This window comes from Pseudobythopirellula maris, from assembly GCF_007859945.1.
Lineage (GTDB): Bacteria > Planctomycetota > Planctomycetia > Pirellulales > Lacipirellulaceae > Pseudobythopirellula > Pseudobythopirellula maris.
The window spans coordinates 593,917-618,293 of record NZ_SJPQ01000002.1 but is presented as its reverse complement, the minus strand read 5'-3'; the positions used below and the strand labels follow the sequence as shown (position 1 = coordinate 618,293).

The 24,377-nt window shown below is 66.7% G+C and carries 23 protein-coding genes and 1 tRNA gene; 15 read left to right on the top strand and 9 right to left on the bottom strand.

Translation table 11 applies throughout. The features are described 5' to 3' along the window. Positions 1-23 precede the first annotated feature (23 nt). The 3 genes from frr to Mal64_RS10195 all read left to right on the top strand — a co-directional run bounded on the left by frr (position 24) and on the right by Mal64_RS10195 (position 3,940). Positions 24-584 (top strand): ribosome recycling factor, encoded by a 561-nt coding sequence (gene frr / locus Mal64_RS10205; RefSeq protein ID WP_146399743.1) that lies wholly within the window; start codon positions 24-26, stop codon positions 582-584. A 328-nt stretch (positions 585-912) separates the two neighbouring features. Continuing rightward, positions 913-2,709, top strand: coding sequence for a peptidylprolyl isomerase (locus Mal64_RS10200; protein ID WP_146399741.1), 1,797 nt, complete (start codon positions 913-915; stop codon positions 2,707-2,709). 202 nt (positions 2,710-2,911) lie between these two features. Further along, positions 2,912-3,940 (top strand): PIN/TRAM domain-containing protein, encoded by a 1,029-nt coding sequence (locus Mal64_RS10195; protein WP_146399739.1) that lies wholly within the window; start codon positions 2,912-2,914, stop codon positions 3,938-3,940. A gap of 10 nt (positions 3,941-3,950) precedes the next feature. On the opposite strand, the gene Mal64_RS10190 is transcribed toward Mal64_RS10195, so the two are convergent. The 4 genes from Mal64_RS10190 to rsfS form a co-directional block, all read right to left on the bottom strand. After that, positions 3,951-4,850 (bottom strand): hypothetical protein, encoded by a 900-nt coding sequence (locus Mal64_RS10190; protein ID WP_146399737.1) that lies wholly within the window; start codon positions 4,848-4,850, stop codon positions 3,951-3,953. 343 nt (positions 4,851-5,193) lie between these two features. Then, entirely contained in the window at positions 5,194-5,931 is a 738-nt protein-coding gene (locus Mal64_RS10185) for a hypothetical protein (RefSeq protein WP_146399735.1), read from the bottom strand. Positions 5,932-5,992: 61 nt separating this feature from the next. After that, a complete protein-coding gene (argS, locus tag Mal64_RS10180; RefSeq protein ID WP_146399732.1) occupies positions 5,993-7,996 on the bottom strand; it encodes an arginine--tRNA ligase in 2,004 nt (667 codons plus the stop codon). A 202-nt stretch (positions 7,997-8,198) separates the two neighbouring features. After that, on the bottom strand, positions 8,199-8,696 hold the full coding sequence (rsfS, locus tag Mal64_RS10175; RefSeq protein WP_315852792.1) for a ribosome silencing factor: 498 nt from the start codon (positions 8,694-8,696) through the stop codon (positions 8,199-8,201). A 217-nt stretch (positions 8,697-8,913) separates the two neighbouring features. On the opposite strand from rsfS, the gene bcp reads away from it, so the two are divergent. Continuing rightward, positions 8,914-9,399, top strand: a complete 486-nt coding sequence (gene bcp / locus Mal64_RS10170) for a thioredoxin-dependent thiol peroxidase (RefSeq protein WP_146399730.1) — start codon at positions 8,914-8,916, stop codon at positions 9,397-9,399. Positions 9,400-9,445: 46 nt separating this feature from the next. On the opposite strand, the gene folD is transcribed toward bcp, so the two are convergent. Further along, positions 9,446-10,318, bottom strand: coding sequence for a bifunctional methylenetetrahydrofolate dehydrogenase/methenyltetrahydrofolate cyclohydrolase FolD (gene folD / locus Mal64_RS10165; protein WP_146399728.1), 873 nt, complete (start codon positions 10,316-10,318; stop codon positions 9,446-9,448). An 80-nt stretch (positions 10,319-10,398) separates the two neighbouring features. Further along, entirely contained in the window at positions 10,399-10,893 is a 495-nt protein-coding gene (locus Mal64_RS10160; RefSeq protein ID WP_146399726.1) for a phosphatidylglycerophosphatase A family protein, read from the bottom strand. Between the two features lie 85 nt (positions 10,894-10,978). On the opposite strand from Mal64_RS10160, the gene Mal64_RS10155 reads away from it, so the two are divergent. Then, entirely contained in the window at positions 10,979-12,757 is a 1,779-nt protein-coding gene (locus Mal64_RS10155; RefSeq protein WP_315852803.1) for an NADPH-dependent assimilatory sulfite reductase hemoprotein subunit, read from the top strand. A 63-nt stretch (positions 12,758-12,820) separates the two neighbouring features. Here the strand turns inward: Mal64_RS10155 and Mal64_RS10150 are convergent, their stop codons facing one another. After that, positions 12,821-13,534 carry a hypothetical protein gene (locus Mal64_RS10150; protein ID WP_146399722.1) on the bottom strand — a complete coding sequence of 238 codons (714 nt, stop codon included), beginning with the start codon at positions 13,532-13,534 and terminating at the stop codon, positions 12,821-12,823. Positions 13,535-13,987: 453 nt separating this feature from the next. Here Mal64_RS10150 and lpxD point away from each other — a divergent pair, with 453 nt between their 5' ends. From lpxD to Mal64_RS10135, 3 genes are all read left to right on the top strand, one after another. Next, positions 13,988-15,073 (top strand): UDP-3-O-(3-hydroxymyristoyl)glucosamine N-acyltransferase, encoded by a 1,086-nt coding sequence (gene lpxD / locus Mal64_RS10145; RefSeq protein WP_197525636.1) that lies wholly within the window; start codon positions 13,988-13,990, stop codon positions 15,071-15,073. 76 nt (positions 15,074-15,149) lie between these two features. After that, a complete protein-coding gene (locus Mal64_RS10140; RefSeq protein ID WP_231993650.1) occupies positions 15,150-16,043 on the top strand; it encodes an LpxI family protein in 894 nt (297 codons plus the stop codon). Positions 16,044-16,598: 555 nt separating this feature from the next. After that, positions 16,599-17,579, top strand: a complete 981-nt coding sequence (locus tag Mal64_RS10135) for a sigma-54 interaction domain-containing protein (protein WP_146400838.1) — start codon at positions 16,599-16,601, stop codon at positions 17,577-17,579. Between the two features lie 76 nt (positions 17,580-17,655). On the opposite strand, the gene Mal64_RS19795 is transcribed toward Mal64_RS10135, so the two are convergent. After that, complete coding sequence (locus Mal64_RS19795; RefSeq protein WP_197525634.1) at positions 17,656-17,829, bottom strand: hypothetical protein; 174 nt, start codon at positions 17,827-17,829, stop codon at positions 17,656-17,658. A gap of 521 nt (positions 17,830-18,350) precedes the next feature. On the opposite strand from Mal64_RS19795, the gene Mal64_RS10130 reads away from it, so the two are divergent. The 7 genes from Mal64_RS10130 to Mal64_RS10100 all read left to right on the top strand — a co-directional run bounded on the left by Mal64_RS10130 (position 18,351) and on the right by Mal64_RS10100 (position 23,819). Beyond that, positions 18,351-18,536 carry a hypothetical protein gene (locus Mal64_RS10130; protein WP_146399715.1) on the top strand — a complete coding sequence of 62 codons (186 nt, stop codon included), beginning with the start codon at positions 18,351-18,353 and terminating at the stop codon, positions 18,534-18,536. Between the two features lie 202 nt (positions 18,537-18,738). Then, positions 18,739-19,278 carry a hypothetical protein gene (locus Mal64_RS10125; RefSeq protein WP_146399713.1) on the top strand — a complete coding sequence of 180 codons (540 nt, stop codon included), beginning with the start codon at positions 18,739-18,741 and terminating at the stop codon, positions 19,276-19,278. An 82-nt stretch (positions 19,279-19,360) separates the two neighbouring features. Further along, positions 19,361-19,567 (top strand): hypothetical protein, encoded by a 207-nt coding sequence (locus tag Mal64_RS10120; protein ID WP_146399711.1) that lies wholly within the window; start codon positions 19,361-19,363, stop codon positions 19,565-19,567. Between the two features lie 48 nt (positions 19,568-19,615). After that, positions 19,616-19,686: transfer RNA gene (locus tag Mal64_RS10115), tRNA-Gly, on the top strand. 164 nt (positions 19,687-19,850) lie between these two features. Beyond that, entirely contained in the window at positions 19,851-21,128 is a 1,278-nt protein-coding gene (locus tag Mal64_RS10110) for a PEP-CTERM sorting domain-containing protein (protein ID WP_197525633.1), read from the top strand. Positions 21,129-21,555: 427 nt separating this feature from the next. After that, positions 21,556-22,779 carry a hypothetical protein gene (locus Mal64_RS10105; RefSeq protein WP_146399707.1) on the top strand — a complete coding sequence of 408 codons (1,224 nt, stop codon included), beginning with the start codon at positions 21,556-21,558 and terminating at the stop codon, positions 22,777-22,779. After that, positions 22,776-23,819, top strand: coding sequence for a DUF1559 domain-containing protein (locus Mal64_RS10100; protein ID WP_146399704.1), 1,044 nt, complete (start codon positions 22,776-22,778; stop codon positions 23,817-23,819). The genes Mal64_RS10105 and Mal64_RS10100 overlap by 4 nt, the downstream gene beginning before the upstream one ends. A gap of 21 nt (positions 23,820-23,840) precedes the next feature. Here Mal64_RS10100 and Mal64_RS19790 read toward each other — a convergent pair whose 3' ends face one another. Then, the gene (locus Mal64_RS19790; RefSeq protein ID WP_197525632.1) at positions 23,841-24,209 is read right to left on the bottom strand and encodes a winged helix-turn-helix domain-containing protein; all 369 of its coding nucleotides are present in this window, start codon (positions 24,207-24,209) and stop codon (positions 23,841-23,843) included. Positions 24,210-24,377 lie beyond the last annotated feature (168 nt).

Sequence of the window (24,377 nt, the reverse complement as noted above, 5' to 3'; positions counted from 1 at the left end):
TAGGGTTTCGAAAGGATCGGGCGATGAACGTGGACGAGATCCTCCTCGACGCCGAGGAGCGGATGGAGAAGGCTGTCGAGAAGCTCAAGAGCGACCTGACCGGCATCCGCACCGGGCGTGCGAACCCCGGCATGGTCGACTCGCTGAAGGTCGACGCGTACGGCTCGCCGACGCCTCTCAAGCAGCTTGCCAGCGTGTCGGCGCCCGAGCCGCAGCAGCTCGTGATCCGCCCGTTCGACCCGAGCGTGATCAAGGACATCGAGAAGGCGGTGATCGCCAGCGACCTGGGCCTCGCGCCGCAGAGCGACGGCAAGGTGGTGCGGCTCAACATCCCGGCCCTCTCGGGCGACGTGCGTAAGAAGATGGTCTCGCGTTGCAAGGACCTGACCGAAGAGACGCGGGTCAGCGTCCGCAACGTGCGGCGCGACGCCAACAAGGCGATCGACCAGCTCGAGAAGGACAAGGAGCTCTCCGAGGACGAGAGCAAGACCTACAAGGACGACGTCCAAGAGCTCACCAAAAAGTACGAGGGCCAGGCGGGCGACCTCGCTACGGCCAAAGAGGCCGAGGTGATGGAGCAGTAGGCCGGCAGGCGAACCGCGCCGTGCTGATGTGGGAGGGGTCTCCTACGCCGATAACGCGATGCTAGCACAGTTGGCGGGCGTGCCGTAATCGGCGTCGGAGACGCCTCTCACAACCACGATCTCCTTCGGATGCAGCGCCACTATCCCACTGGCGCTAGCATCGCGGGCCCATCGGCGCCAGCATCGCGGGCGAGTTCGTCTTGCCGGTTTCTTCGCCGGCGCGTTAGCTTGGTTGCCCACGCCGCCGGCGGTGCGCCACGATGGCGCACCGCCCGGCCGCGCGACGCGTCCCGCACCTATCCCGCACACGGTTTACGGAGAAACCGCGATGGCCCGCCCCTCGCTGCTTGCCGCCGCTATGTCGACGGCTTTACTGATCGCCCCGGCCCTGTCCCTGGCCGCCGACGTGCCCGCGCCGCAGCACGACGTGATGGCGATCGTCAACGGCCAAGACATCAGCCGCCCCACGCTCGTCGAGGCGTGCGTCGAACGCCACGGCGAGAGCGTGCTCGAGAGCCTGGTGAACAAGCGGCTCATCGAACACCACTGCCGCAAGCGTGGCCTGACCGTGACCGACGCCGAGATCGAGGCCGAAGTCGACCGCATGGCCGCCCGCTTCAAGCTCGGCCGCGAGCAGTGGCTCGAGCTGCTGCAGAACGAGCGCAACGTGAGCGCCAATGAGTACAAGCGAGACATCCTGTGGCCCACGCTGGCGCTGCGTAAGCTGGCCGCCGACGACCTGCAGGCAACGCCCGAAGAGATCAGCAAAGCTTACGAGGCGCGGTTCGGCGCCTCGATCCGCACCCGCCTGATCGTCGTCTCCGACGCGGCGAAGGCGGAGCAGTTGCGCCGCGAGGTCGTGGCCCGGCCGGACGATTTCACCCGCCTCGCGATGCAGCACTCCGAGGACGTGAACTCGGCGAGCATCGGCGGCCTGATCCAGCCGATCCGCCGTCACACGGGCGATCCGGCGATCGAGCGGGCGGCGTTCGCGATGCAGCCCGGCCAGATCTCGCCCGTGGTCAGCGTCGGCGCCCAACACGCCATCCTCAAGTGCGAGGGCCGCGTGCCGCCGCGGGACGTGCCGCTGGCGGACGTGCAGGACGAGCTGGCCGAACGGATCAAGGAAGAGAAGCTCCGCGGCGTGGCGAACAACCTGTTCGCCACCCTGCAGGGATCGGCCACGATCAAGAACGTGTACAACGACCCGCAACTGCGGCAGATGATGCCCGGCGTCGTGGCGACGGTCAACGGCGACCAGGTGACGATGAAGGAGCTCGGCTCCGAGTGCCTGATGCGTCACGGCGAGCAGGTGCTGGAGATCGAGATCTCGCAGATGCTGCTCCGTCAGCAGCTCAAGCGCTCGGGCGCCGAGGTCACGCAGAAAGAGCTGAACGCCGAGATGGCGCACGCGGCGCGCTTGGCCGGCGTGGTCGACGCGGCGGGCAAGCCCGACCTGCAGAAGTGGGCCGAGGTCGCCACCGAGGAGCAGGGCGTCAGCTACGAGATGTACCTGCGGGACTCGGTCTGGCCGTCGGCGGCGCTCAAGGCGCTCACCAAGAACCGCGTGGAGGTCACCCAGGAAGACCTGGCCAAGGGCTTCGACGCGAACTACGGCGAGCGGGTCCGTTGCCGGGCGATCGTCATGGGCTCGATGCGTCAGGCCCAAGAGGTCTGGGACAAGGCCCGCCAGAACCCGTCGATGGACTACTTCGGCGACCTGGCGGCCGAGTACTCGATCGAGCCCACCAGCGGCAGCCTCCGCGGCGAGGTGCCGCCGATCCGCAAGAACGGCGGCCAGCCCCAGCTCGAAGAGGTGGCTTTCCGCCTCTCCGAGGGCGAGCTCTCGGGCATCACGCAGGTGGCCGACAAGTACGTGATCCTCAAGTGCGAGGGACGCACCGAGCCGATCGAGGTTCGCCAGGACGAGGTCCGCGAGATCCTCGCCAGCGACATTTACGAGAAGAAGCTCCGGCTGGCGATGGCCGAGGAGTTCGACCGCATCCGCGCCGGATCGCGGATCGACAACTACCTGGCCGGCACGTCGCACGCGCCCCCCGCCACGAAGCAGGCCGCCAAGCCGCGGGTCGACGGCGCCGTGCGTCAGACGAGCGGCTCACGCTGAGCCCCTCGCCGTTTGCTGCTGAGGGATCGGTCGCCGGTCGGTCGTAACGGTCACGCCGCCTGCGCACGGCTAGCGCCGCTGCGCGGCGACGGCCGGGGCGAGCCTCTGCTGGCCGGCGCTTGCGCTGGGCGTGTAAGATAGGGTGATCCGCGGCCTCCGCGCCGCACGCATTCATCCCCCCCGTCTTACCCGCCCGCACGCTATGTCGCTGATCATCCTCCGGCTGGTCTTCTTGATGGTCGCCACGGCGCTCGGCTTCCAGCTGGCGCGGTCTCCGACCGTCGAGAGCGAGTCGGTCCTGCTGCCGTGGCTCAGCTTCCTGGGCGTGATGCTCGTGGCGGGCGGTGTGATCGTGGCCGACGCGATGGCGCGTCAGAAGCGGCTCGACATCATCACGGCGATCTACTTCGGCACGATCATCGGCCTGTTTTTGTCGTACGTGTTCCAGCTGGCTCTCACGCCGATCCTGCCGAGCGATCAAACCAATTCGTGGCTCGCCGACTGGTTCCGGTTGGCGATCTCGACCGTCGTCTGCTACTCCTGCATCACGGTGCTGCTGCAGACGAAGGACGACTTCCGCTTCATCATCCCGTACGTCGAGTTCGCCAAGCAGACCAAGGGCCTCAAGCCGTTGGTGCTCGACACGAGCGTGGTGATCGACGGCCGGATCGCCGACGTGGTCGACGCCCAGGTGTTCGACAACCCGCTCGTGATGCCCGAGTTCGTGATCGCCGAGCTGCAGAACATCGCCGACTCGAGTGACAAGACACGCCGCAACCGCGGCCGCCGCGGGCTGGACATCCTCAACAAGCTGCGCGGCAACCCCACGGCCGACCTGACGATATTCGACCGCGAGTTGCCGGAGTTCGCCGGCCAGCCGGTCGACCGCAAGCTCGTGCTGCTGGCCAAGCACCTCGAGGGCAAGGTCGTTACGAACGACTACAACCTCAACAAGGTGGCCAAGCTGCAGAGCGTGGGGGTCGTGAACCTGAACGACATCGCCAACGCGCTCAAACCGATCTTCCTGCCGGGCGAGCCGGTCGAGGTGCGTGTCGTCAAGCCGGGCGAAGAATCGCACCAGGGCGTCGGCTACCTCGACGACGGCACGATGGTCGTCATCGAGTCGGGCCGCGAGCACCTCGACAAGCAGATCGCCGCCGTCGTGACGAGCGTGCTGCAGACGAGCGCGGGGCGGATGGTCTTCGCTCGCTTCGAACGCGAGATCGTTTAGCGGCAGGCGCTTAACGCCGCCGGAGAAGCCCGGCCAGGGCTGCCACGGCCAGCACCAGGGCGCCCGGCTCGGGGATTTGGGTCTGGACCGCATCGGTGCTGAGGCCGGCGGGGACGAAATCTTCGAGCGAGCCTCCTAGCGTGGCGTAGGCGACCCCGGCGTAGAAGCCGGCGTCGTAGCCGACCGGCTCGCCAAGGTCCCAGCCCGCCTCGAAGCCATCGCCGCCGCCATCGGTCTCGCCCCTGACGATCCCTTCGGTGACGCCCTCTTCACGGCCAAGCTCGTAGGCCGGGCCATAAGCCGCTTCATAGCCGAAGTCGTAGCCCTCGGCGTCGCCCAGATCGAAGCCTTCTTCGCGGCCATCGTCATAGCCCTGGTCGTAGTACTTCTGTTCGTAATCTATGGTCGGAGACACGCCCGAATAGACCACCACTCCAGAGCCGAAGTTGAGTATCCCATTGGTGACAGTGACCGAGCCGCTATAGCCGTCCAGCCAGATGGTGAATGAGCCGCTACCGGTTTTTTCGACTCCAACACCTCCGAAGGAAGCTAAGTAAGTGGGCGCCCAGGTATACCCTTCGACAAAGCCGTTTTGCATGCCCGACTTGTAGCCGGCCGCTTTGCCCGCGGGAACGGCGGCGTCGTAGGCGCTGTCGTACGCCGGGCCGTAGCCTTCGTCCCAGCCAATCTCGTAGCCGTCGTTGTGCCCCTGCTCGGCGCCCTCGCTCTCGCCACGCGTCTCGCCCTTGGCGAAACCGCTGTCGTAGCCGACCGTGTAGCCCTCGCCGTAGCCGAGGTCGTAGTTGTCCTGGTATTCGATCGGCACGGCCAACGCGCTCGATGCGGCGAGGAGTGTCGCCAGCACGGCGCCGAGCAGGTGCGTCGTGCCGTGAGGAAGCGGAAGATTCATCGGAGCGGCGTGATGGGTCACGTGGTTCGTCCCGGAGCGGCTGTTGAGGAGCGGTACAAGAAGCACAGAATACGCGCCTTCGTCCTCCGGCTCAACGAATGGACAGTAATAATCGCGCGATTCACGCGATATTCACTGCCCGACCCTGCTGAACCGCGAAGAAGTAGAGCGCGTGGGTGGGTGAAAACACCCTAGCCCTCCGTGACATCCGCCCCACGGTCTCGATGCCCAGCAGCCCCAGGCCGCATTCCAGCGTGCGGGCCGTCAGGTAGCAAAGCCGCGGCTTTCCTGTCTGACGCCGATCCCGTGGGGCCCGCCAACGGCATCATCTTGGACTCGTCGTTCAGTCCGTCGACAGGAGCTTACGGACCTCTTCCGCCGAGGCGGGCCCCTGTGAGCCGGGAACGCCGAACTTGGCCTTCGGATCGATCCAGACTAGCACGCCCGGGGCGGTTGCTGGCTCGTCGTTTAGGTGCTCTTTTTTTAGTAAACGCATGACGGGGATAGGCCCCAGGGGATCATGGATTTTTTGTTCGCCGACAACGCCGCCGTCGTACGATCTGTACGACCGTTGTTCCAATAGCCAGCTCATGTCGTGCAAGCCTGTGCCAATCGCGCTGCCGTGCCCGAGCAAGACCAGATCGAGACGCAAATCACCCTCCTCCGTGGTAACGAGGTGAACATCTAGCGTCAGCTCGCCGGGCGATATGTTGGAACCACTAATGCTGTAACCAAACGTCTCGGCCGGCCACCCCGATCCCTCCCAGTAGGGAAATCCTTGCGAGGCAATCGTGCCTGAAGCGCAATACAACATGTACTCGGCTTCTGGGTGCAGTTCCGGTAGATAGACTCGGTAGCGGCGGCGCCGCGGGTTGAAACGGGTCTCTTCCGTCTCGACCTGTATGACGTAGGCCTTGATTGGGTCGGCGATGTCGAGCACGCCCAACTGCTGGCTAAGCGTAAGCCGCTCCTGCCGAAGAGTTTTGACCTCAGCCGCTTGGCTGGAGATCAACCGGCGGTCGTTCTCGCGGAGAACAAATGCGAACACAACGGCGCCGATCGCCACTGACAGCAAGAGCAAGTTCGCGAGTGAGAGGCGTAGTCTGCTAGCCATTGACGATTCTCCGAAGAAACGCAGGAAATCACATCCGCGCGACGGTCTCGATGCCCAATAGCCCCAGGCCGCGCTCCAGCGTGCGTGCCGTCAGGTCGCAGAGCCGCAGGCGGCTGGTCTTGAGTTCTTCGCTCTCGGCCTTAAGCACGGGGCAGTGCTCGAAGAACTCCGAGTAGCGGCTCGCCAGGTCGAACAGATACGCCGTCAGGTGGTTCGGCTTGTAGTCGGCCGCCACGCGCGCGAGCGTCTCGCTCAGCCGCAGCAGCTCAAGCCCGAGCGCCCGCTCGGCGAGGCTGTCGAGCACGATCTCGGCGCCCGGCGTGCGCAGCGACGCGGCGTCGACTCCGCCGCGGGTGAAGATGCTTTTAACCCGCGCACAGCTGTACTGCATGTAGGCGGCCGTGTTGCCGTTCATCGCCAGCATCTTGTCGTAGTTGAACGTGTAGTCGCTGGTGCGGTTGTGGGCGAGGTCGGCGTACTTGATGGCGCCGATGCCGATCCGCTCGGCGGCCTCGAGTCGCTCGTCGGCCGAGAGCATCGGCTCGGGTCGCGCGTCGTCGTTTTCGGAGAGGATCTTGTGCGCCCGCTCGACCGCCTCGTCCAACAGGCCCATCAGGCCCACGGCCGAGCCGCTGCGGGTCTTGAACGGCCGGCCGTCGTCGCCCAGCACCGTGCCGAACGAGACGTGTTCGAGCTCCAAGTCGTCGAAGCCCCACAGCCGCGCGGTGGCGAAGAGTTGCTCGAAGTGCAGGCTCTGGCGGTGATCGACCACGTACAGGATGGCGTCCGGCCGCCACTCCTCCATGCGGTAGCGAATCGTCGCCAGGTCGGTGGTGGCGTAGAGGAAGGCGCCATCCTTCTTACGCACCAAGAATGGCGCGTCGTGCCCGTCGAGGAACACGCAGATGGCGCCGTCGCTCTCGCGGGCGAGGTTCTTTGCCTGGAGGTCTTCGACGACCGGGGCGAGCCGGTCGTGGTAAAAGCTCTCGCCCAGCGTGTGATCGAACGTCACGCCCAAGCGGCGGTAGATTTCGTCCATCACCTCCAGGCAGTCGGGCAGGAACCGCTCCCAGAGCGCAACGTTCTCCTCGTCGCCCGAGTGCAGCTTGGCGGTCTCGGCCAGGGCCGACGCGCCGATCGCCGGGTGTTCGGCCGCGAGGCGGCTGAGCTCGGCGTCGGCCTCGAACGCGGCGAGTTTCTCTTGGGCGCCCGCCAGCTCCTTGCGCAGGTCGGCGAGTTGCCCTTCCGCTTGGCGGAGTTTCTTGGCGGCCTGCTTCTCTTTCTTCTTGTCGTCCTGGGCGGGCGCCGCTTGCAGATCGGCCACGCGGCCTTCGGCCTCGGCGATCTTCGCCTCCAGAGCGGGCACGCCCGTGGCGGCCAGCTGCTGGTGGTCGCCGATCTGATTCACGAGGCGGTACAACCGGCTCAGCTCGGGCACCGCGTCGGCGGCCAGGGCGGCCTCGTCGACGAAGTGCTTGTAGCCGTAGATGATCATGCCGAACTGGGTGCCCCAGTCGCCGATGTGGTTGTCGGTGATCACCCGATGGCCGAGCGCACGGAGCACCTTGGCGAGTGCGTCGCCGATCGCCGTGGAGCGGATGTGGCCCACATGCATCGGCTTGGCGACGTTCGGGCTCGAGTAGTCGAGCACGTAAGTGCGCGGCTCGGCCACGGCCGAGACGCCCAGATTCTCGGTGTCGCCGAGCGCCTCGGTCAGCCGTTCGGCGAGCCAGGCGTCGCGCAGCCGCAGGTTGATGAACCCGGGGCCGGCTACCTCGGGCTCGTCGCAGATGTCATTCAGCTTGAGGGCCGAGACGAGCTGGGCGGCCACGTCGCGCGGCGGCTTGCCGAGCTTCTTGCCCAGGGGCATGGCGCAATTGGCCTGGTAGTCGCCAAACTTGGCGTCCTGGCTCGGCAGCACCATGTCGGCGAAGGGCGTCAGGTCGGCGGCGGCGACCCCTTGGGGGGCGTCGTCGGCCAGCGCAGCGAGCGCCGCGGCGAATCGGCCGCGCAGTTCAGCAAGGATATTCATGCCACGAGGATGCCGGTTAGAAGGCTCCGCCGCAAGGCGGCGTGCGACGGCAGGATAGCGAGAAAGGGCGGTGAAATGTGGGAGGCGTCTCCGACGCCGGCGTGATTGTGGGAGGCGCCTTCGGCGCCGATAACGCGCTGCCAGCGCAGTCCGGCTGGCGCACCACCATCGGGGTCAGAGACCCCTCCAACAGGCCGATTGCTCAGGAGGCCTCGGACGCGGGGTCGTCACCGGGTGTGTCGTCGCCGGCTTCATCGTCCCACGGCAGCGGCACGCGCTCGGCGTCGGCCCACAAGTTCTCGAGCGCGTAGTAATCGCGCGTTTCGTCGTCGAACAGGTGGACCACCACCGACCCGTAGTCGAGCAAGATCCAGCGGCTCTCGCTGTAGCCCTCGATGCCCATCCGCTTGTCTTTGAGCTCGTCCTCCAGGCGGTGGTCGATCTCCTCGCTGATGGCGTGCAGCTGGCGGCGGCTCGTGCCGGTGGCGACCACGAAGTAGTCGAACACGGGCGTCACGCGCCGCAGGTCGAGCACGGCGATATTGGTGCCGCGGTTGTCGTGGGCCGTCTCGGCGGCCGCCATGGCGAGGGCGAGGCTACGCTTCGACTGTTCCTCGTTCACAACCACGTGGGGCTGCATGTCCAGGGGAGGCGTGTCCGTGTCTTCACGGTCCGTGTCGGGGCTCTCGCTGATGATCAACTCTCTCGGAACGGGCGGCTTGGCGTCGGCAATCGGCGCCGTACGATGGCGTACTTGCGGTACGGGTGGTTTAAGGGCGCCCGGCTGGGCGGCTATGGGTGGGGGGGATCTTCTCCCCGAAACCCTGCCCTTATTCTAATAGGTTCGGGTCGATTCGACGACTCCGCGTCGCGGATCGGCCCCAGACTTGGTTTTCCAGGAAAAAACGAGGCAAAGCATGGCGGCGGACGACGGCTGGATCGAGGTGGGCGAACGGGCCCCCGCATTTACTCTGACCAGCGACCAAGGCGAGAAGGTTCGCCTGGCGGACCTGAAGGGCTCTCCCTTGGTGCTCTACTTCTACCCGAAAGACGACACCCCGGGCTGCACCCGCGAGGCGTGCGCCTTCCGCGACGCCAGCAAGGAGCTCAAAAAGCTTGGCGCCACGGTCCTCGGCGTCAGCCCCGACGACGAGGCGAGCCACGCCGCCTTCCGCGATAAGTTCAAGCTGAACTTCCCACTGCTGGCCGACCCCGGCCACAAAGTGGCCGAGAAGTACGGCGCCTGGCGCGAGAAAACGCTGTACGGCAAGAAGTCGATGGGCATTCAACGCAGCACGTACGTGATCGACTCGGCTGGCAAAGTCGCCAAGCTCTGGAGACGCGTGAGCGTGGACGGGCACGACGCGAAGGTGCTCGAGGCGCTGCGGGCTCTCGAAGGCTAACATCGACGTCGTAACTCCCCTCCCCACCAGGGGGAGGGGAACACGTCTACCGCTCGATCGCGGCGGCCGCCGTGAGCGTGTTGTGCAGCAGCATGGCGATGGTCATCGGCCCCACGCCCCCCGGCACGGGCGTGATCCAGCCGGCCACCTCGGCGGCGGCGTCGTAGGCGACATCGCCCACGAGCTTGCCCTTCGGCGTGCCGTTGTCCACGCGGTTGATGCCGACGTCGATCACCGCCGCGCCCGGCTTGATCATGTCGCCGGTGATCATCTCCGGCCGGCCGACGGCCGCCACGAGCACGTCCGCCTCGCGGCAAACGGCCGCCAGATCGGTGGTGCGGCTGTGGGCGATCGTGACCGTGGCGTCCCAGCCCTTCTGGGCCAAGAGCAAGGTCATCGGCTTGCCGACAATGTCGCTCCGTCCCACCACGACGGCCCGCTTGCCGGCTGTCTCGACGCCCGAGCGTTTCAGCAGCTGCAACACGCCGTGCGGCGTGCAGGGCAGGAACCGCGGCTTGCCCAAGGTCATCAGGCCGACATTCTCCGGGTGGAAGGCGTCGACATCCTTGGACGGGTGGATCGCCCGCAGCACGCGTTCGCTGTCGATCTGTGGCGGCAGCGGCAGCTGGACCAGGATGCCGTGGACCTCGGCGTCCTTGTTGAGCTTGGCGATGAGGCTGAGCAGCTCGTCCTGGGTGGTCTCGGCCGGCAGGCGGAACAGCTTGCTGACCATGCCGGCCGCCTCGCAGGCGCGCTCCTTGTTGCGCACGTAAACCTGGCTGGCCGGGTCTTCGCCCACCAGCACGGCGGCGAGGCAGGGGGTGGCGGCGTTGTTCTCGATGAACTCGGCCACCTCGGCCGCCAGCTCGGAGCGGATCTGCTGGGCGATCTGTTTGCCGTCGATAATCTGGGCGGGCATTGCGTCGGGGAGTGTCGGGGGCGGCGCGGGCGGAAGCTCCCCAATATATCCCCCGGACCACGCCCCCGGCGAGCGGGGCCTCAGACGACCGGGCACATCGCGGCGAGTGTCGCCAGCACGACCGCCGCGTAGGCGGCCGCCATCACGTCGTCGGCCATCACGCCCCAGCCCTCCGGCAGCAGCTCCAGCCGCCGGCAGGGAAACGGTTTGCTGATGTCGAAAATGCGGTGCAGGGCGAACCCCGCCGCCAGCCAGGCGATCGTGTCTACTGACGGCAAGCCGCGAGGCGCCACCGCCAGCACGATCGGGACGGTGGTGAACTCGTCCCAGACGATCGCCTGCGGGTCCTTGCCGGCCCCCAGGTCACGGCCGGCGCGGGTGCAGATCGGCACGCCGAGGGCCACCAGGGCTAGCATCGCGACCCACTGCAACCCGAGGCTGGGCAGCTGGCTCACCGCCAGAAAGATCGGCACGCCCCACAGGGCGCCCACTGTGCCCGGCGTCGGCGAGACCAATCCGACCCCCAGACCAGTGGCGAGCCAGACGGCCGGGGTTCTTCGGGGGGCCTCGGCCATGCGGTTTCCTGGGGGTTCGGTGCGACATTGCGACGCGGCGGGCGATATGGCCTCCCGCCCCGCAGGCCGCTATGATTCAAGGCCCATTGGGCCCGACAAACTACACGACTTACTCGTTCTGCGTAAGCAGCGGAAAGCACAAAGGATCGCGATGAGCGAAGAGAAGCTCAGCCCCGTCGAAGGTTTCAAGACCGCTAGCAACTACCTGCGCGGCCCGATCGCCGAGGAGTTGGTCAACGGCGAGCCCAATTTCACGGGCGAGGCGATGCAGCTGCTCAAGCACCACGGCACTTACGAGCAGGACGACCGCGACCGCCGCAAAGAGGCCAAGGCCAACAAGGTCCCGGGCGGCAAGTACTACAGCATGATGATCCGTTCGGTGATCCCGGGCGGCGTGCTCTCCAGCGAGCAGCTGCTCGCGCAGCTCGACCTGTGCGACGAGATCGGCAACACGACGATCCGTCTCACCACCCGCCAGGGGATCCAGCTGCACGGCGTGCTCAAGGAGAATCTCCGGCACTACATCAAGCGGGTCAACGAGATCCAGCAGACCACGCTCGCCGCCTGCGGCGACGTCTGCCGCAACATGATGTGCTCGCCGCTGCCGATCAAGGCGAACGTCGTTTACGACGAGATGCAGAAGCTCTGCTGGGACCTGAAGGAACACTTCAAGCCGCGCACCGGCGCCTACCACGAGTTGTGGATTTCCGACGAAGAGACGGGCGAGAAGCAGCTGGCGGGCGGCGGCGACGGCGGGCCCGATCCGGTCGAGCCGATCTACGGCCCGACCTACTTGCCACGCAAGTTCAAGATGGGCGTCGGCCTGCCCGAGGACAACTCGGCCGACATCTACTCGCAAGACATCGGTTTCTTGGGCATCGTCGAAGGGGGCAAGCTGGTCGGCTACGACCTGGTCGTCGGCGGCGGTTTCGGCCGCACGCCGAGCGCCGAGAAGACCTTCGCCGCCGTGGCCAAGGCGCTCTGCTACGTCCCCGCCGACCAGGCGATCCCCGCCGCCGAGGCGGTGCTCAAGGTGCAACGCGACTTCGGCAACCGAGCCGACCGCAAGCGGGCGCGGCTCAAGTACCTAGTCCACGACTGGGGCATGGAGAAGTTCAAGACCAAGGTCGAGGAGTACTACGGCGGAGCGCTCGAAGCGCCCCGCGCGGTGGCCATCACCGAGCACAACGACGGCATGGGCTGGGGCGAGCAGGGCGACGGCAAGTGGTACTACGGCTTGGCGATCGAGAACGGCCGCGTGAAGGACGAGGGCGATTTTCGCCTGAAGTCCGCGTTGCGCGAGATCGGCACGACGCTGGCCCCGCCGCTGCGGATCACGCCGCACCAGAACCTGATCTTCTGCGACATCGAACCGCAAGATAAGTCGCGGCTCGAGTCGGTGCTCAGGTCGCATGGCGTGCCGCTCACCGAGGACGTGAGTCTCGCCCGCCGCTGGTCGATGGCCTGCCCCGCGATGCCGACCTGCGGGCTCTCGATCACCGAGAGCGAGCGGTTCATGCCCGGCATGATCGACCAGATGGACACGATGCTCGCCGAGCTCGGCTTGCAGGACGAGCTGTTCACCACCCGCATGACCGGCTGTCCGAACGGCTGCGCCCGGCCTTACAACTCCGACATCGGACTGGTCGGCCGCGCGGTGGGCAAGTACACGCTGTTTCTCGGCGGCAGCCGGCTGGGGCACCGGCTCAACTGGATCTACAAGGACAAGGTGCCGTCCGACGAGATCGTGCCCGAGCTCCGTAAGTGCTTCGAGTTGTTCAAAGCCGAGCGCCAGCCGAGTGAGTCGTTCGGCGACTTCTGCGACCGCATGGGCAAAGACGCGCTGCTCGAGAAGTGCGGCTGAGCTTCTAAGAATTGAGCCGGTGATAAGCTGAGCCTCGCAAGAGTGTCCCACAGCAGGATTGCATTACTCCGCTGAGGGGCCGCTTTCTGTGGCGTCGCCTGACGCAGCATCGTCAGATTCGATGTCGTCAGACGCTGCGTCGTCAGGCTCGGCATTGCTGTCGACCGTCGAGCCGCTGAGATAGATCTCGCCGTCGCGCAGCTCCAACGCCTCGAGCCGCCGTTGTTGGTCGTCGTCGCTCGCCACGAGCGGCACGTTAACCAGCAAGGTTGGGTGGCCATCGGTTTGCGCCCAGCGGACCGGCAGTTGGTAACGCATCAAGGCGTCTTCGAGCAGCGCCGCCAGCCGCGCCAGGGGCATCGCCGCCCGGCCGACGTGGGCGTTGAGCATCTCGACGCCGAGCTCTCCCTCGTCGCTGAGGAATGGGCGGACGCCGATCGTGGCGACCGCGTCTATCCAAGAGCGGTCGACTCGGAACGCTAGAGTCACGTCTTCGCCGCGGATCAGCACCCGCGGGTCGTCGACACCGGCCGCCTTGAGCCTCGGGTAGTCGTTGGTCCACCGCCGCGCGAGCCAGGCGTTGATCTGCCCCGCCGTGACGACCGTGCTCCAGTCGGGCCGCTTCTGGGCGTCGCTGTAGAGAGCGGCTAGCTGGCTCTCGAATTGCTGGAGGTCTTGCTCCACCGCTTCGGGCTCGCGTTCGATGATCTGATCGTACTCCGGTACCGAAGCGGTGGCGGTCCAATAGATGGCCGAAATCGCGACCGCGAAGGTCATCAGCAGCACGAAGCAAACGAGCCCCAGCAGCCGCGAGAACCGCCTGCCGCGCGGCTCGCGGGACGCGGAGGGGGCGTCGGCGGGGGAGGGGGCGTCTTGGGGGGGCGTGGCGTGCGTGGCGGGCCTCGGGTGGGGATCGCGGCTGGGCGGGTCGAGTGGGGCTTGCCCGCAAGGGGCGAGTGCGAATCGTAGCCCTCGACCGTCGAGCGGGCAACGCCGCGGCGTCCCACGCTAGCCCAACCGCTGGGCGGTCCTGAGGGGCGCCAGCCCAAGGGGTGGGCGGGGCGGTAAAACGTCGAAAGCTGATATTGCCGCGGCGGTCGCCACACGGCTACGATCCGCCAAAATCAACACGCCCCCTCGCGCCACCTACGCTAGCGTACGGATTCGCAGCGCCGCGAGGGTAAGCGACTCTCTTTTATGCGAGTCGCAAGGCCTGAGAAAGGACTCCCCATGAGCAAGGCGCCACGCACCACGCTCGCCCGGTTGGCTAAATTGGTTGGCGGCACGGCGGTAGGCATCGAGGCCTCGGCCATCACCGACGCCAAGCCCCTCGACGAACTGTTCTACGAGGCCCAGAGCGGCGTGATCACGCTGGTCGACTCTCCCGACCGGGTGGAGCGGCTGCGCGAATCGGGCGCGGCGGCCGCGGTGGTCCCGCCCGGCGTCGAGGCCGACGGCGTGCCGTTGCTCGTGGTCGAAGACGTCCACGCGGCGTTCTCTCGCATTGTCCGCCAGTTCCGCCCCGCGCGGGCCAAGGCGCCCACAGGCGTTCACCCCACGGCCGTGATCGCCGCCAGCGCGAGCGTTGCGGCCGACGTGACGATCGGCCCGTACGCCATCGTGGGCGAGGGGTCGACGATCGAGAGCGGCGCGGCGGTCGGCGCCCATTGCGTGGTCGGCGACGGCTGCCAGGTCGGCGAGGGCGCCAAGCTCTTCCCGCGAGTCACTCTGTACGAGGGGACGGTCGTGGGCGATCGGTGCCAGCTCCACAGCGGCGTGGTGATCGGATCGTTCGGGTTCGGCTACCGCCAGAAAGAGGGCAAGCACACCCGCGCCGCCCAGTTGGGCAACGTCGAGATCGCCGACGACGTGGAGATCGGCGCCGGCACGACCATCGACCGCGGCGCCTACGGCCCCACACGCATCGGCAAGGGAACCAAGATCGACAACCTGGTGCAGATCGCCCACAACTGCCAGATCGGTCGCCACAACCTGATCTGCTCGCAGGTCGGCATCGCCGGCAGCACGACCACGGGCGACTACGTGGTGATGGCCGGACAGGTGGGCGTTCGCGACCACGTTCGCATCGGCGATCGGGCGGTGATCTCGGCCATGGCCGGCGTGCCGAACGACGTGCCCGAAGACGCCGTGATGCTCGGCGCCCCCGCCAAGCCGGTACGCGAGCAGAAGATGCAGTTCGCCGCCATGGCCAAGCTGCCGGAGATGCGCAAGGAGTTCAAAGCCATGCGTCGCGAACTCAAGGAGTTGCAAGAGCAGCTCGCCCCCAAGCAGAAGCCCACGGACCGCGCGGCGTAGTTGGCGAGGCGCGCCGTTCACGACGGCCGCCCCCGCGCCCGTGGCTGGCCTTAGGTTGCAGCAGGTGAAGATCTCCGTGGCATCGGAAAGCTCGTCGAAAAAACGCATCGGTTTGCTGGCCGCCTGGGGGCGGTTTCCCATCGTGGTTGCCGAGGCGCTCAAGCGCGACGGGCACGAGGTCTACTGCCTGGGCGTCAAACGCCATTGCGATCCGGCGATCCGTGAGCTAGTCGACGACTTCGAGTGGCTCGGCGCCGCCCGGCTCGGCGGGGCGATCCGCTACTTCAATCGCCACGGCGTCACGCAAGCAACCATGGCTGGCAAGTTCCACAAGGCCGAGATCTACCGCCCCTGGGCCTGGTTCCGCTACACGCCCGACGCGGTGTTCCTCCGCGCTTTCTACAAGCACTTCGTCACCAGCCGCGCCGACCGCAAGGACGACACGCTGCTGGGAGTGTTGGTCGACACGTTCGCGCAAGGAGGGGTCGAGTTCCTGCCGGCCACCGACTTCGCCCCCGAGCTGCTGGTGGGCGAGGGCCTGATCGCCGGCCGCGAGCCGAGCGTTTCTGAAAGGGCCGACATCGAGTTCGGCTGGCGGCTCGCCAAGGAGATGGGCCGTCTCGACGTGGGGCAGAGCGTGTGCGTCAAAGACCGCGCGCCGCTTGCTGTCGAGGCGATCGAAGGGACCGATGTTTGCATCCAGCGGGCAGGACAGCTCTGCCCCCGCGGCGGCTTCACCGTGGTGAAGGTCGCCAAGCCGCGGCAAGACATGCGGTTCGACGTGCCGACGATCGGCGTCCGCACGCTGCGGACGATGGCGGCAGCCGGCGGCCGGCTGCTCGCCGTCGAGGCGGGTCGCACGATCTTGCTCGACGAGCCCGACGTTTGCAGCACAGCCGATCGCTTGGGGGTGACCGTGGTCGCTCTGCAAGGAGCGGAAGAAGACGCCCCGCGGTCAACCGCCGCGTAGGCCGGACCGGGCTGCCTGCTTGCCAACGCCGCAGGTGGGGCGGCGGCGGCCTGCTGCGGTTGGGTGCAATCCCCCCATAGGCGGCAAACCGGCGCCATATTTTGCAATAGCTAGCCGGATTCTCGCGATTATCTAGGCAGAGGGTAACACTTGTCCCGGATTTCCGGCCAAGTTGTTGGAGGAGGCCCCTCGATCCGAGCCGTTTCTGGCTTGTGGGCGGAGTAATCGGTTCCGAAATCGTCGATCGTTTCAGGCGTTACAGCCGGGCGTCTCGGGCTATTTTCGGGATCTTACCTAATCCAAAATGTTGAGTGATACCTTCCGTTCGCTTATCATCGAAGTTCGGAACAGAGCATCAAGCCGGGCGATGACCGCCCTGGCGTGACTTCGATTCACCCCGCCGTATTGGACGCCAGTGACCCGCAGCAGCACTACCCTTCGCAAGCACGCGACGCGGTAGTATTGAAAAACTCCTCGCCGGTCCCGCCTCATCTTCATTGGGACCAAACAGGCCAAGCTCGGTCACTGCGCTTCCGCCATTCGGGCAGAGAAGGCATGGCGCACCCCACCACGAATCCCACCTCGATTGACTCCCTGCTGACGCACGGCCCGGAACAGGCCGATGGTTGGTTGTTGGGAGACGCCCCCGCGATCACGCGCATCGCCCGGCACGCCGAAAAGGCGGCCGAGGTTGAGTGCACGGTCCTCGTCACCGGCGAGACCGGCACGGGCAAAGAAGTCTGGGCCCGCAATCTCCACCGCCTCAGTGCGCGGCGCGACCAGCCCTTTGTGCCGGTCAACTGCGCGGCGCTCACCGCCACACTCGCCGAGAGCCAGCTCTTCGGCCACGAGAAGGGCGCGTTCACCGGCGCCGCCGGCGAGAGCCTCGGCGCCTTCCGCGCCGCCGAAGGCGGAGTGATCTTCCTCGACGAGGTGGGCGAGATGCCCCTCGAACTGCAGCCCAAGCTGCTCCGCGTGTTGCAGCAGAGCGAGGTGACGCCTGTTGGCGCCGCCCACCCCGTGCCGATCAACGTGCAGATCGTGGCCGCCACGAACCGCGATCTCGAACGCGAGGTCGCCGAAGGCCGCTTCCGCGAAGACCTCTACTACCGGCTCAACATGGTCGAGCTGCGTGTCCCCACGCTCCGCGACCGGGTAGAAGACATCCCGCGGTTCGTCGATTTCTTCGCCCAGCGATTCGCGGCGAAGTACAACCGCAATGTCTGGCGCCCTTCGGCCGATCGCCTGCGTGAGTTCTGCGAGTACGGTTGGCCCGGCAACGTGCGGCAGCTGTCGCACGTGATCGAGCAGGCGTACGTGCTCGACTGTGAGCCCTCGCTCCCGTGCCAGTCCACGCCGGCCGACACGGCCGACCGGGCGTTGCCCTTCACGAACCTCGCCCGGCTCCGCTCGGCGGCGGTGAAGCAGGCCCTGCGCACTACCGGCGGCCACAAGGGCCGTGCGGCCAAGCTCCTGGGCGTTCACGCCAACACGATGACGCGGCTCGTCGCCCAGTGCAGCGGCGGCGACGATTGAGCGTCGCGGCTGCGGGGACCTATAGGGCCCGGCTCTGGGGCGTAGCGCGCCCCCTTCTTCTTTTTCTGCCTGCACCTTAGTCGGCGTGCGGCGCCATCTTTTTCCCGTCGATCTGACGGGAAACGCTCGCCGATAGGGATTGCCACTTGAGCGGCTCACGCAGCGCGTCGCCGGTAGTCGCGGCGCCTCGACCGCGTTTCACACTGCCGCGTGCGATGAACCGCCAGGCGGCAGCGCGCGTGATTCGCATTTGTACTGGTTGTAGAGGTGAGGCGTTGTGGCTGGCTGTAGTTGGAAGCCTAGAGCGGTTTGCTCATTGGTGCAGACGCTCGGCTCGCGATCGGCGTCATGGCTTCGTCAGCCTGCATCGACAATGCACCGCATTGCCTGCTCCGGCTTCCTCGCCACGCCGCCAATCGCTTCCCCGCTCGTCCACACCAATTCGAATACCGCTCTAAAGCTGCGTGCTTACCGCGAATAACGCCTCACCACTCTGGTGAAGGATCACAAAGAGAGTGAAATGCAGCGCAAGTTGTTAGCCCGCTAGGCGATTGCGAATTCGGGCCTCGTTGGCTTCACCAAAACAGTGAGACCTTCGCGTGGTTGTTTTTAGGGTCTACCGAATCATCGAGATTTCTATCTGCTTTCCCACAAGGGGTTTAGGCCGCATGAGCCGATTGGTCGATGACTTTGGCACACGGCTCGCTTTAGGAGGGAGCGTGCGTTCGTCGTGAACGCGTTGTTCAACCTCCGTTTTACAGGAGCGAGTCAATGAGCCACGAGAAGAGCTACGAGTACGACAACGACCAGCACGCCTACGGCGCCGATCGCTTCAACAATTCGGGCGAGAACCGTCCGTCCAAGAGTCGGCGGTCCGCCCAGACCAGCCGCCGCGCGAAGTCGCCGCAGTCGGTCAACGGCTTGCACCGCCGCCGCCGCCGCAAGATGTCTTGGTGAGCCTTGCGCCGCGAAGCCGCGGCTGCAAAGGCGACCGAAGACCACATCCTCCCAACCTTGAACCGCACCGAATGATCGGAGCGGCCCCGCACACGGCAGGCCAGCGCGGGGCGGAGCGAGTCCGTAGCACGGGCCGCACTGCCCCCGCCGAGCCGGCCTTGTCGTCGCCGCTCTTCTGTCGCCCTTATCTCGACGAGTCCGTATGAGCCCACTTCATAGCGCCCTCGCGGCCAAGCAGATATCCTCTCACCGACGGCCGGCGCCCCACGCCCGGCAGCCGGTTTCGTTGTGGAACTGCCTGATCCTCTCCGCCGATCCCTCGCGGCGCGACGGCATCGCCAAAGCGGCTGCCGCGGCCGGCTGGGAGACATTGGCGTGTGACTCGACCGGGGCAGCCAAACGCCACGTGGCGCGTTGGCGCCTGGGGCTCACGATCGTTGACCTGCAACGACTCGACGCCGATCAACGCACGGCGTACCAGGAGTTTGTCGACGGGGTGGCCGTGCGGCGTGAGACGCTGCTGTTGCTGTGCGACGACAGCGAATCGCCGCTGGGCGAGTCCTGGGCTCGGCAGCTCGGGGTGTGGATGTATTTGCCCGAGGCGGTTCTCGACGAGCCTCTGACCGAGATCTGCCAGAAGGCGCGGTCCTCCGCCGAGAAGATTCAAGCGACAACGCACCCCGGCTCGCCGGTCGTGCCGAGCCCCGCTTCGGCGACCTCGTCGCTGGGCGAAGCCAACTGAGACGGAGCCAACTCACCCGACAGGCTCGGATGCCGATCAACCGTTCACGCCGAGAGCCCTCGGCACACGCGTCTCAGAGGCCATGAAGCCCCACTTTTCGATCGAGCCGGCGGACGACGAGGGGCCCGACGCGCCCGCCCCACACGCCCCACGCCGGAGCAGCAGCCGGCCGAAGGCCTCGGCCCGCAAGTCCGATGGCAGCCGCAGCACGCGGCACGAGCGATCGAAGCGATCCGAGTCGGACCAGGGGGGCATGCACAAACGCAGCTCCCGCCGCTCGAAACGCTGACCTCCTTGCCTTCGGGGCCCCCGGCTCGCTAAAGTGAGTCGCACGAATGCGGGTGTAGCTCAATGGTAGAGCATTAGCTTCCCAAGCTAGTGACGAGGGTTCGATTCCCTTCACCCGCTCTCTCTTCTTCCCAGGCGTTTCTCTCCAGGGTTAGGCCCAGGGCGATCCGATGCCGCGCAGCCGTGCCCGCCATGTCCCGCCGTTAGCCTCTCTATTAGGAATCGCTCTGCAGCTGGCTGTGCTGCTGGCCGCGTCGTTCACCTCGGCTCCCGCCGTAGCGCAATTGCCCAAGTTAAACGGGCAGTATTACCCCAGCATTTACGGCGCCCCGCTCTCGGTGCAGAACACCGCCACGCAGTACGGCGACGCCACGAACGGCGACGCCCGTTACGCCGTGGGCGGCTCGGAGATCGATTACGTGGCGGCCAACGTCGACAGCGGTCGGCTGAACGTCTTGGTGGCGGGCAACCTCGAGAGCAATTTCAACAAGCTCAACATCTTCATCGACTCCGAGCCGGGCGGCATGAACGTTGTCGACGGCGCCAACGCCCCCGCGGGGGTCGATCCCTACTGCTGCCCCGGCGCCGGGACGAGCGCCGGCGCGTTGCAGGGACTCGACGGGCTGAAGTTCGACGACGGCTTCGAGGCCGACCACTTCCTCACGTTCTCCAACGGCGAGCACACGTTCGGCGCCGACCCGATCACCGCGTGGACGCTCACCTCGTACTACGCCGACCTGACCGCCGGGCCCGCTGGCAAGAAGAGCGAGATCGGCTTTCAGTACCAATCCTCTGGAGGTAGCCCGCTGCCCGGGCAGCCCTCTTACGCCCCGATCGACCAGCTCAACAACGGCTGCTTGGGCCCCGACGACAACGCCTGCGACCCGCCCGAGCACGAGTTCGCCGAGCCGGTCGACACCGTGAACGACCCGACGAACGCCAAGGGCCACCGCGACCTGCTCAACGACGTCGGCCTGCTGATGGGCATCGACAACAGCAACACGCAGGGGGTGGAGGGTGGCGCCGGCGCCACGATGAGCGACCCCGGCACGGCTCGCACCGGGCTCTCGTTCTCGATCCCGCTGTCAACGATCAACCGCACGCTCACCGGCGTGCCGAGCCCGTTGCGGCTCGTGGCCTTCATTGGCAACGGGTCGCACAGCCACGTGTCGAACCAGTTCGCCGGCGACGGCGTGCTGCAAGGCAACCTCGGCTCGCCCGCGGGGGTCGACCTGTCGGCGATCGCCGGCGACCAGTTCGTCACCGTACCCGCCGCGCCGCGCATCGCGGGCGACTACAACGGCAACGGCACGGTCGACGCGGCCGACTTCACGGTGTGGCGCGACGCCGTGGCGAGCCACACGCTCGGCGGCTTCGCCCGGATGGACCTCACGGCCGACGGCAACGGCGACTTCGTGGTCGACGACCTCGACCGCCAGTTTTGGGCCGACCGCTTTGGCGACCAGGCCCCACCCGCTCTGACGGGCGGTGTGCCAGAGCCCGCGACCGCTTGGGCGTTGCTCGCCGGATTGATCGCGGCCGCCGTGCGACGGTCAAGATGATTCATGCGCTAGCTGGCGAGCTGTCGGCGTGGGCTGGAGCGGATGACGTGCGGCGAGCTGCTAAGTCTCCGCCGGCTTACGCCGCCGGCTCGCCATGATTTGTGAAGCAGGCTTGATCGGTTGTTATCTGCGAGGTGTGGTTTGCAGTGACCGGAGTCACTACTCCCCCGTCCGGGGGCGGCAGATGCCCGCAGCATGTAGCTGAAAACCACAGAACTATCGCAGGCGGTGCGATGCAACACTTTATTCGCACGGAGGTCCGAACCAGACTGGTTTCTCCCGCGTAGGGCTTCGACACCCAGCCGGGTCGCCTGAGAGCCCGGCTTGCTCGACGCGTCAATGGAGAGACACCTGGATGTTGCGATCTGTTCGAGAGACTAAACCGGCTGCTAGGGCACTGGCTGCTAAGGTACTGGCGGCGTGCGGCTTGACGCTGTTGTTGCTGGCCGCGCCGCGTGCTGCGGCGCAGCAGTACGTTTACGCCACCAGCTACTTCGGCGTGGCCGAGGAGGACGAGGACCCCACGCTTCACGGTGTGATGCGGATCGACCTCTCGACCGGCATAGCGTCGACCTTCGTGCCCGAGGGAGCGGCGGGCATGTCTTTCCCCAACGACATCGCGGTGGGGCCGCACGACGGCAACCTGTACGTGGCGGCGGGCAGGAACATCCTGCGGTTCAGTGGCGTCGACGGCTCGCCGATGGGCGCGGCCGGCAACGACCCGGGGGTGTTCGCCCGGTTCTCGTTTCTCAATGGACCGCAATCACTGCTCTTCGAAGAAGACGGCACGCTCTACGCCTCGACGCTCACGGGCGGGGTGGCGACGTTCGACCCGATGGGAGACCGCGGGGCCAGCCTCGCCAACGGCCTCGTGCTGCCGGGCGGCATGGCCTTCGCGCCGGGCGGTGGCATCGCAGTCGACGTGGGCAACTTCAGCACGTTCGGCGACGGCGGCGTCGAACTCATCAAAGACGGCCAAGTCACGACGCTCGTCACCCGCGATCAAGACCCCGAAGAATTCAACGGCGCCACGAGCCTGGCTTACACCCGGGCGCCGGGAGACTACGACGGCGACGGGACGGTCACCTCGGCGGACCACGACGTGTGGGTCGATGCCTTCGGAACGAATGACCCGGCCGCCGACGGCAACGGCGACGGCGTGGTCGACGCCGCCGACTTCACCGTGTGGCGTGACCACCTGGGCGAGACCGCCCGGCTGCTGGCGACCGACTTCTTGGGGAACAAGATCGTCAGCTTCGCGTTGGACGGGTCGGACCTGACCGAATGGGCCGTCACCCCGCCCGAGATCCCCGACCCGTTGCCCGACGGCGTCGACGAGCAGTACGCGAGCAACTTCCCCTCGGGCATGACCGTGACCGACGGGGGGACCGTGCTGGTGAGCACGATGGGCCTCACCCGGCGCCCCGACAACCGGGGGGCGATTCTCGAGTATGATTTCGATGGCAACCTGCTGCGGGTGGTGGCCGACGGGCTGCCGGCGATGACCTCGATCGCGCTGGCTCTCCCTGCGACGCCCCCCGCCTTGGCCGCCGTGCCCGAGCCGCACGCCCTGGCCCTCGGCGTGTTGTCGTTGATGGCGATACGGCTCCGGCGAAGTAACCGCCCGACCCGCAGAGAAAGCGCGTTTTGAAAATCGACCCGCGACGCCGCGACTCCCGCGATCTCCGCGCCGGTTTCACCCTGGTGGAGCTGCTGGTCGTGATCGCGATCGTCGGCCTGTTGGTCGCGTTGCTGCTGCCCGCCGTGCAGTCGGCTCGCGAGTCGTCGCGGCGCACCTCGTGCGTGAACAACCTGCGGCAGATCGCGCTGGCGACGCAGAACTACGTGGCGTCGCAGGGCGTCTTCCCGCCCGGCTCGGTCGCCCAGGAGTATCCCGACTCGGCGTCGACTCCGTGGACGTTCTTCCGCTGGTCGGCGCTTGCGCACCTGCTTCCGTACCTCGACAACGGCCCCGCCTATCAGGCGCTCGACCTGTCACAGCCGCTTTACCTGGCGAATTTTGAATTGTCGCCCGACAACATTGAGCCGGTGTCGGTGGCGATCAACGAGTTCCTCTGCCCGAGCGACCTGGGTCGACCGGTGAGCGAACGCTTCGGGCCGACGAACTACGCCGTCTGTACCGGGTCGGGCTTGGGGGCGCCGATCGAAGGGAGCCCGCCGCTGGAGGGCTCGCCGCTCGTGACCGACGGCTTGTTCCACGTGAACTCGCGCGTGCGTCCGGGCCAGGTGGTCGACGGGCTCAGCAAGACGGTGCTCGCCAGCGAGAGTTTGCTGGGCCAGCCGACACGCGGCCAAGAGGCCGCCTCGCACGACGCCCGGTACGAGTACAAGTTCATCTCGCAGGCGCCGCTGAGCGACAGCGCGTGCGCCGCCTCGAACAGCTGGAACCTCGAAGACCCGCGCGGGTTCTCCTGGGCGAACGGTGAGTACCGCGCGGCGCTCTACAATCACCACGCCACGCCGAACTCGGCGGAGCACGATTGCATCGGCGTGATCCTCGGCGCCGACCTCGACGCGCTGTTCACGCCGTTCGGGTGGCGAGCCGCGCGAAGCCTGCACCCGGGCGGGGTGAACACCGCGATGGCCGACGGCGCCGTGCGGTTCACGCCCGACGCCGTGGAGCCGAGCGTGTGGACCGAGATGGCGACGCGGACATCGCAAGGTTACTGAGCCGCGCGCCGGCTGAGCGGCTCAGCCCCGCAGCGAGAGCTTGAGGCTCCTGCCGCTCGTCTTGAAGGTGAGCTTCCCTTCACGCGCGAGCCAGCCGATCGACGCCATGACCACGTCGCCCGGCGCCATCACCCGTTTTTTCACCGCGGCGAGTGTCTGCTCGCCGTCGGCGGCGAGCACGCCCCAAACCTCGCCGGCGGTGCGGCCGATGAGTTCCTCCGACAACATCGGCGTCGCAGCCGTTTTGCTCGGCGACTTCTCGCTGGCGGGAGCTTTGACTTTCGCGGGCTTTTTCGCGGCAGATTTCTTGGGGGCGGCCTTCTTGGTGACGGCTTTCGAGGCGCCGTTGGTCTTCGGTGCGGGCTTCTTGGGTGCGGATTTCTTCGCCATCAGAGGGGCTCCGGGAGCACGGGGGGGATTGGGCAGGGGCCGCCAACAGGCGATCGTAACGGATCGCCCCCTGCGGTAAAATCATTAGCCGATAAAGTCCCTCATTTCGCCTGATCGCCCGTCGACCAGCCACGCGCCGTTGGCTTCTGCCGGCCCAGGCCCTATAAA

What these genes read in the sequence shown, in the direction of transcription:
- frr (WP_146399743.1), top strand. Translation starts at nt 24, where the DNA reads ATGAACGTGGACGAGATCCTCCTCGACGCCGAGGAGCGGATGGAGAAG.
- Mal64_RS19795 (WP_197525634.1), bottom strand. Translation starts at nt 17,829, where the DNA reads ATGCGAATCACGCGCGCTGCCGCCTGGCGGTTCATCGCACGCGGCAGT.
- Mal64_RS10150 (WP_146399722.1), bottom strand. Translation starts at nt 13,534, where the DNA reads ATGACCTTCGCGGTCGCGATTTCGGCCATCTATTGGACCGCCACCGCT.
- folD (WP_146399728.1), bottom strand. Translation starts at nt 10,318, where the DNA reads ATGCCCGCCCAGATTATCGACGGCAAACAGATCGCCCAGCAGATCCGC.
- Mal64_RS10190 (WP_146399737.1), bottom strand. Translation starts at nt 4,850, where the DNA reads ATGAATCTTCCGCTTCCTCACGGCACGACGCACCTGCTCGGCGCCGTG.
- Mal64_RS10135 (WP_146400838.1), top strand. Translation starts at nt 16,599, where the DNA reads ATGGCGCACCCCACCACGAATCCCACCTCGATTGACTCCCTGCTGACG.
- Mal64_RS10160 (WP_146399726.1), bottom strand. Translation starts at nt 10,893, where the DNA reads ATGGCCGAGGCCCCCCGAAGAACCCCGGCCGTCTGGCTCGCCACTGGT.
- Mal64_RS10125 (WP_146399713.1), top strand. Translation starts at nt 18,739, where the DNA reads ATGAGCCCACTTCATAGCGCCCTCGCGGCCAAGCAGATATCCTCTCAC.
- Mal64_RS10130 (WP_146399715.1), top strand. Translation starts at nt 18,351, where the DNA reads ATGAGCCACGAGAAGAGCTACGAGTACGACAACGACCAGCACGCCTAC.
- argS (WP_146399732.1), bottom strand. Translation starts at nt 7,996, where the DNA reads ATGAATATCCTTGCTGAACTGCGCGGCCGATTCGCCGCGGCGCTCGCT.
- Mal64_RS10200 (WP_146399741.1), top strand. Translation starts at nt 913, where the DNA reads ATGGCCCGCCCCTCGCTGCTTGCCGCCGCTATGTCGACGGCTTTACTG.
- Mal64_RS10195 (WP_146399739.1), top strand. Translation starts at nt 2,912, where the DNA reads ATGTCGCTGATCATCCTCCGGCTGGTCTTCTTGATGGTCGCCACGGCG.
- Mal64_RS10120 (WP_146399711.1), top strand. Translation starts at nt 19,361, where the DNA reads ATGAAGCCCCACTTTTCGATCGAGCCGGCGGACGACGAGGGGCCCGAC.
- Mal64_RS19790 (WP_197525632.1), bottom strand. Translation starts at nt 24,209, where the DNA reads ATGGCGAAGAAATCCGCACCCAAGAAGCCCGCACCGAAGACCAACGGC.
- lpxD (WP_197525636.1), top strand. Translation starts at nt 13,988, where the DNA reads ATGAGCAAGGCGCCACGCACCACGCTCGCCCGGTTGGCTAAATTGGTT.
- bcp (WP_146399730.1), top strand. Translation starts at nt 8,914, where the DNA reads ATGGCGGCGGACGACGGCTGGATCGAGGTGGGCGAACGGGCCCCCGCA.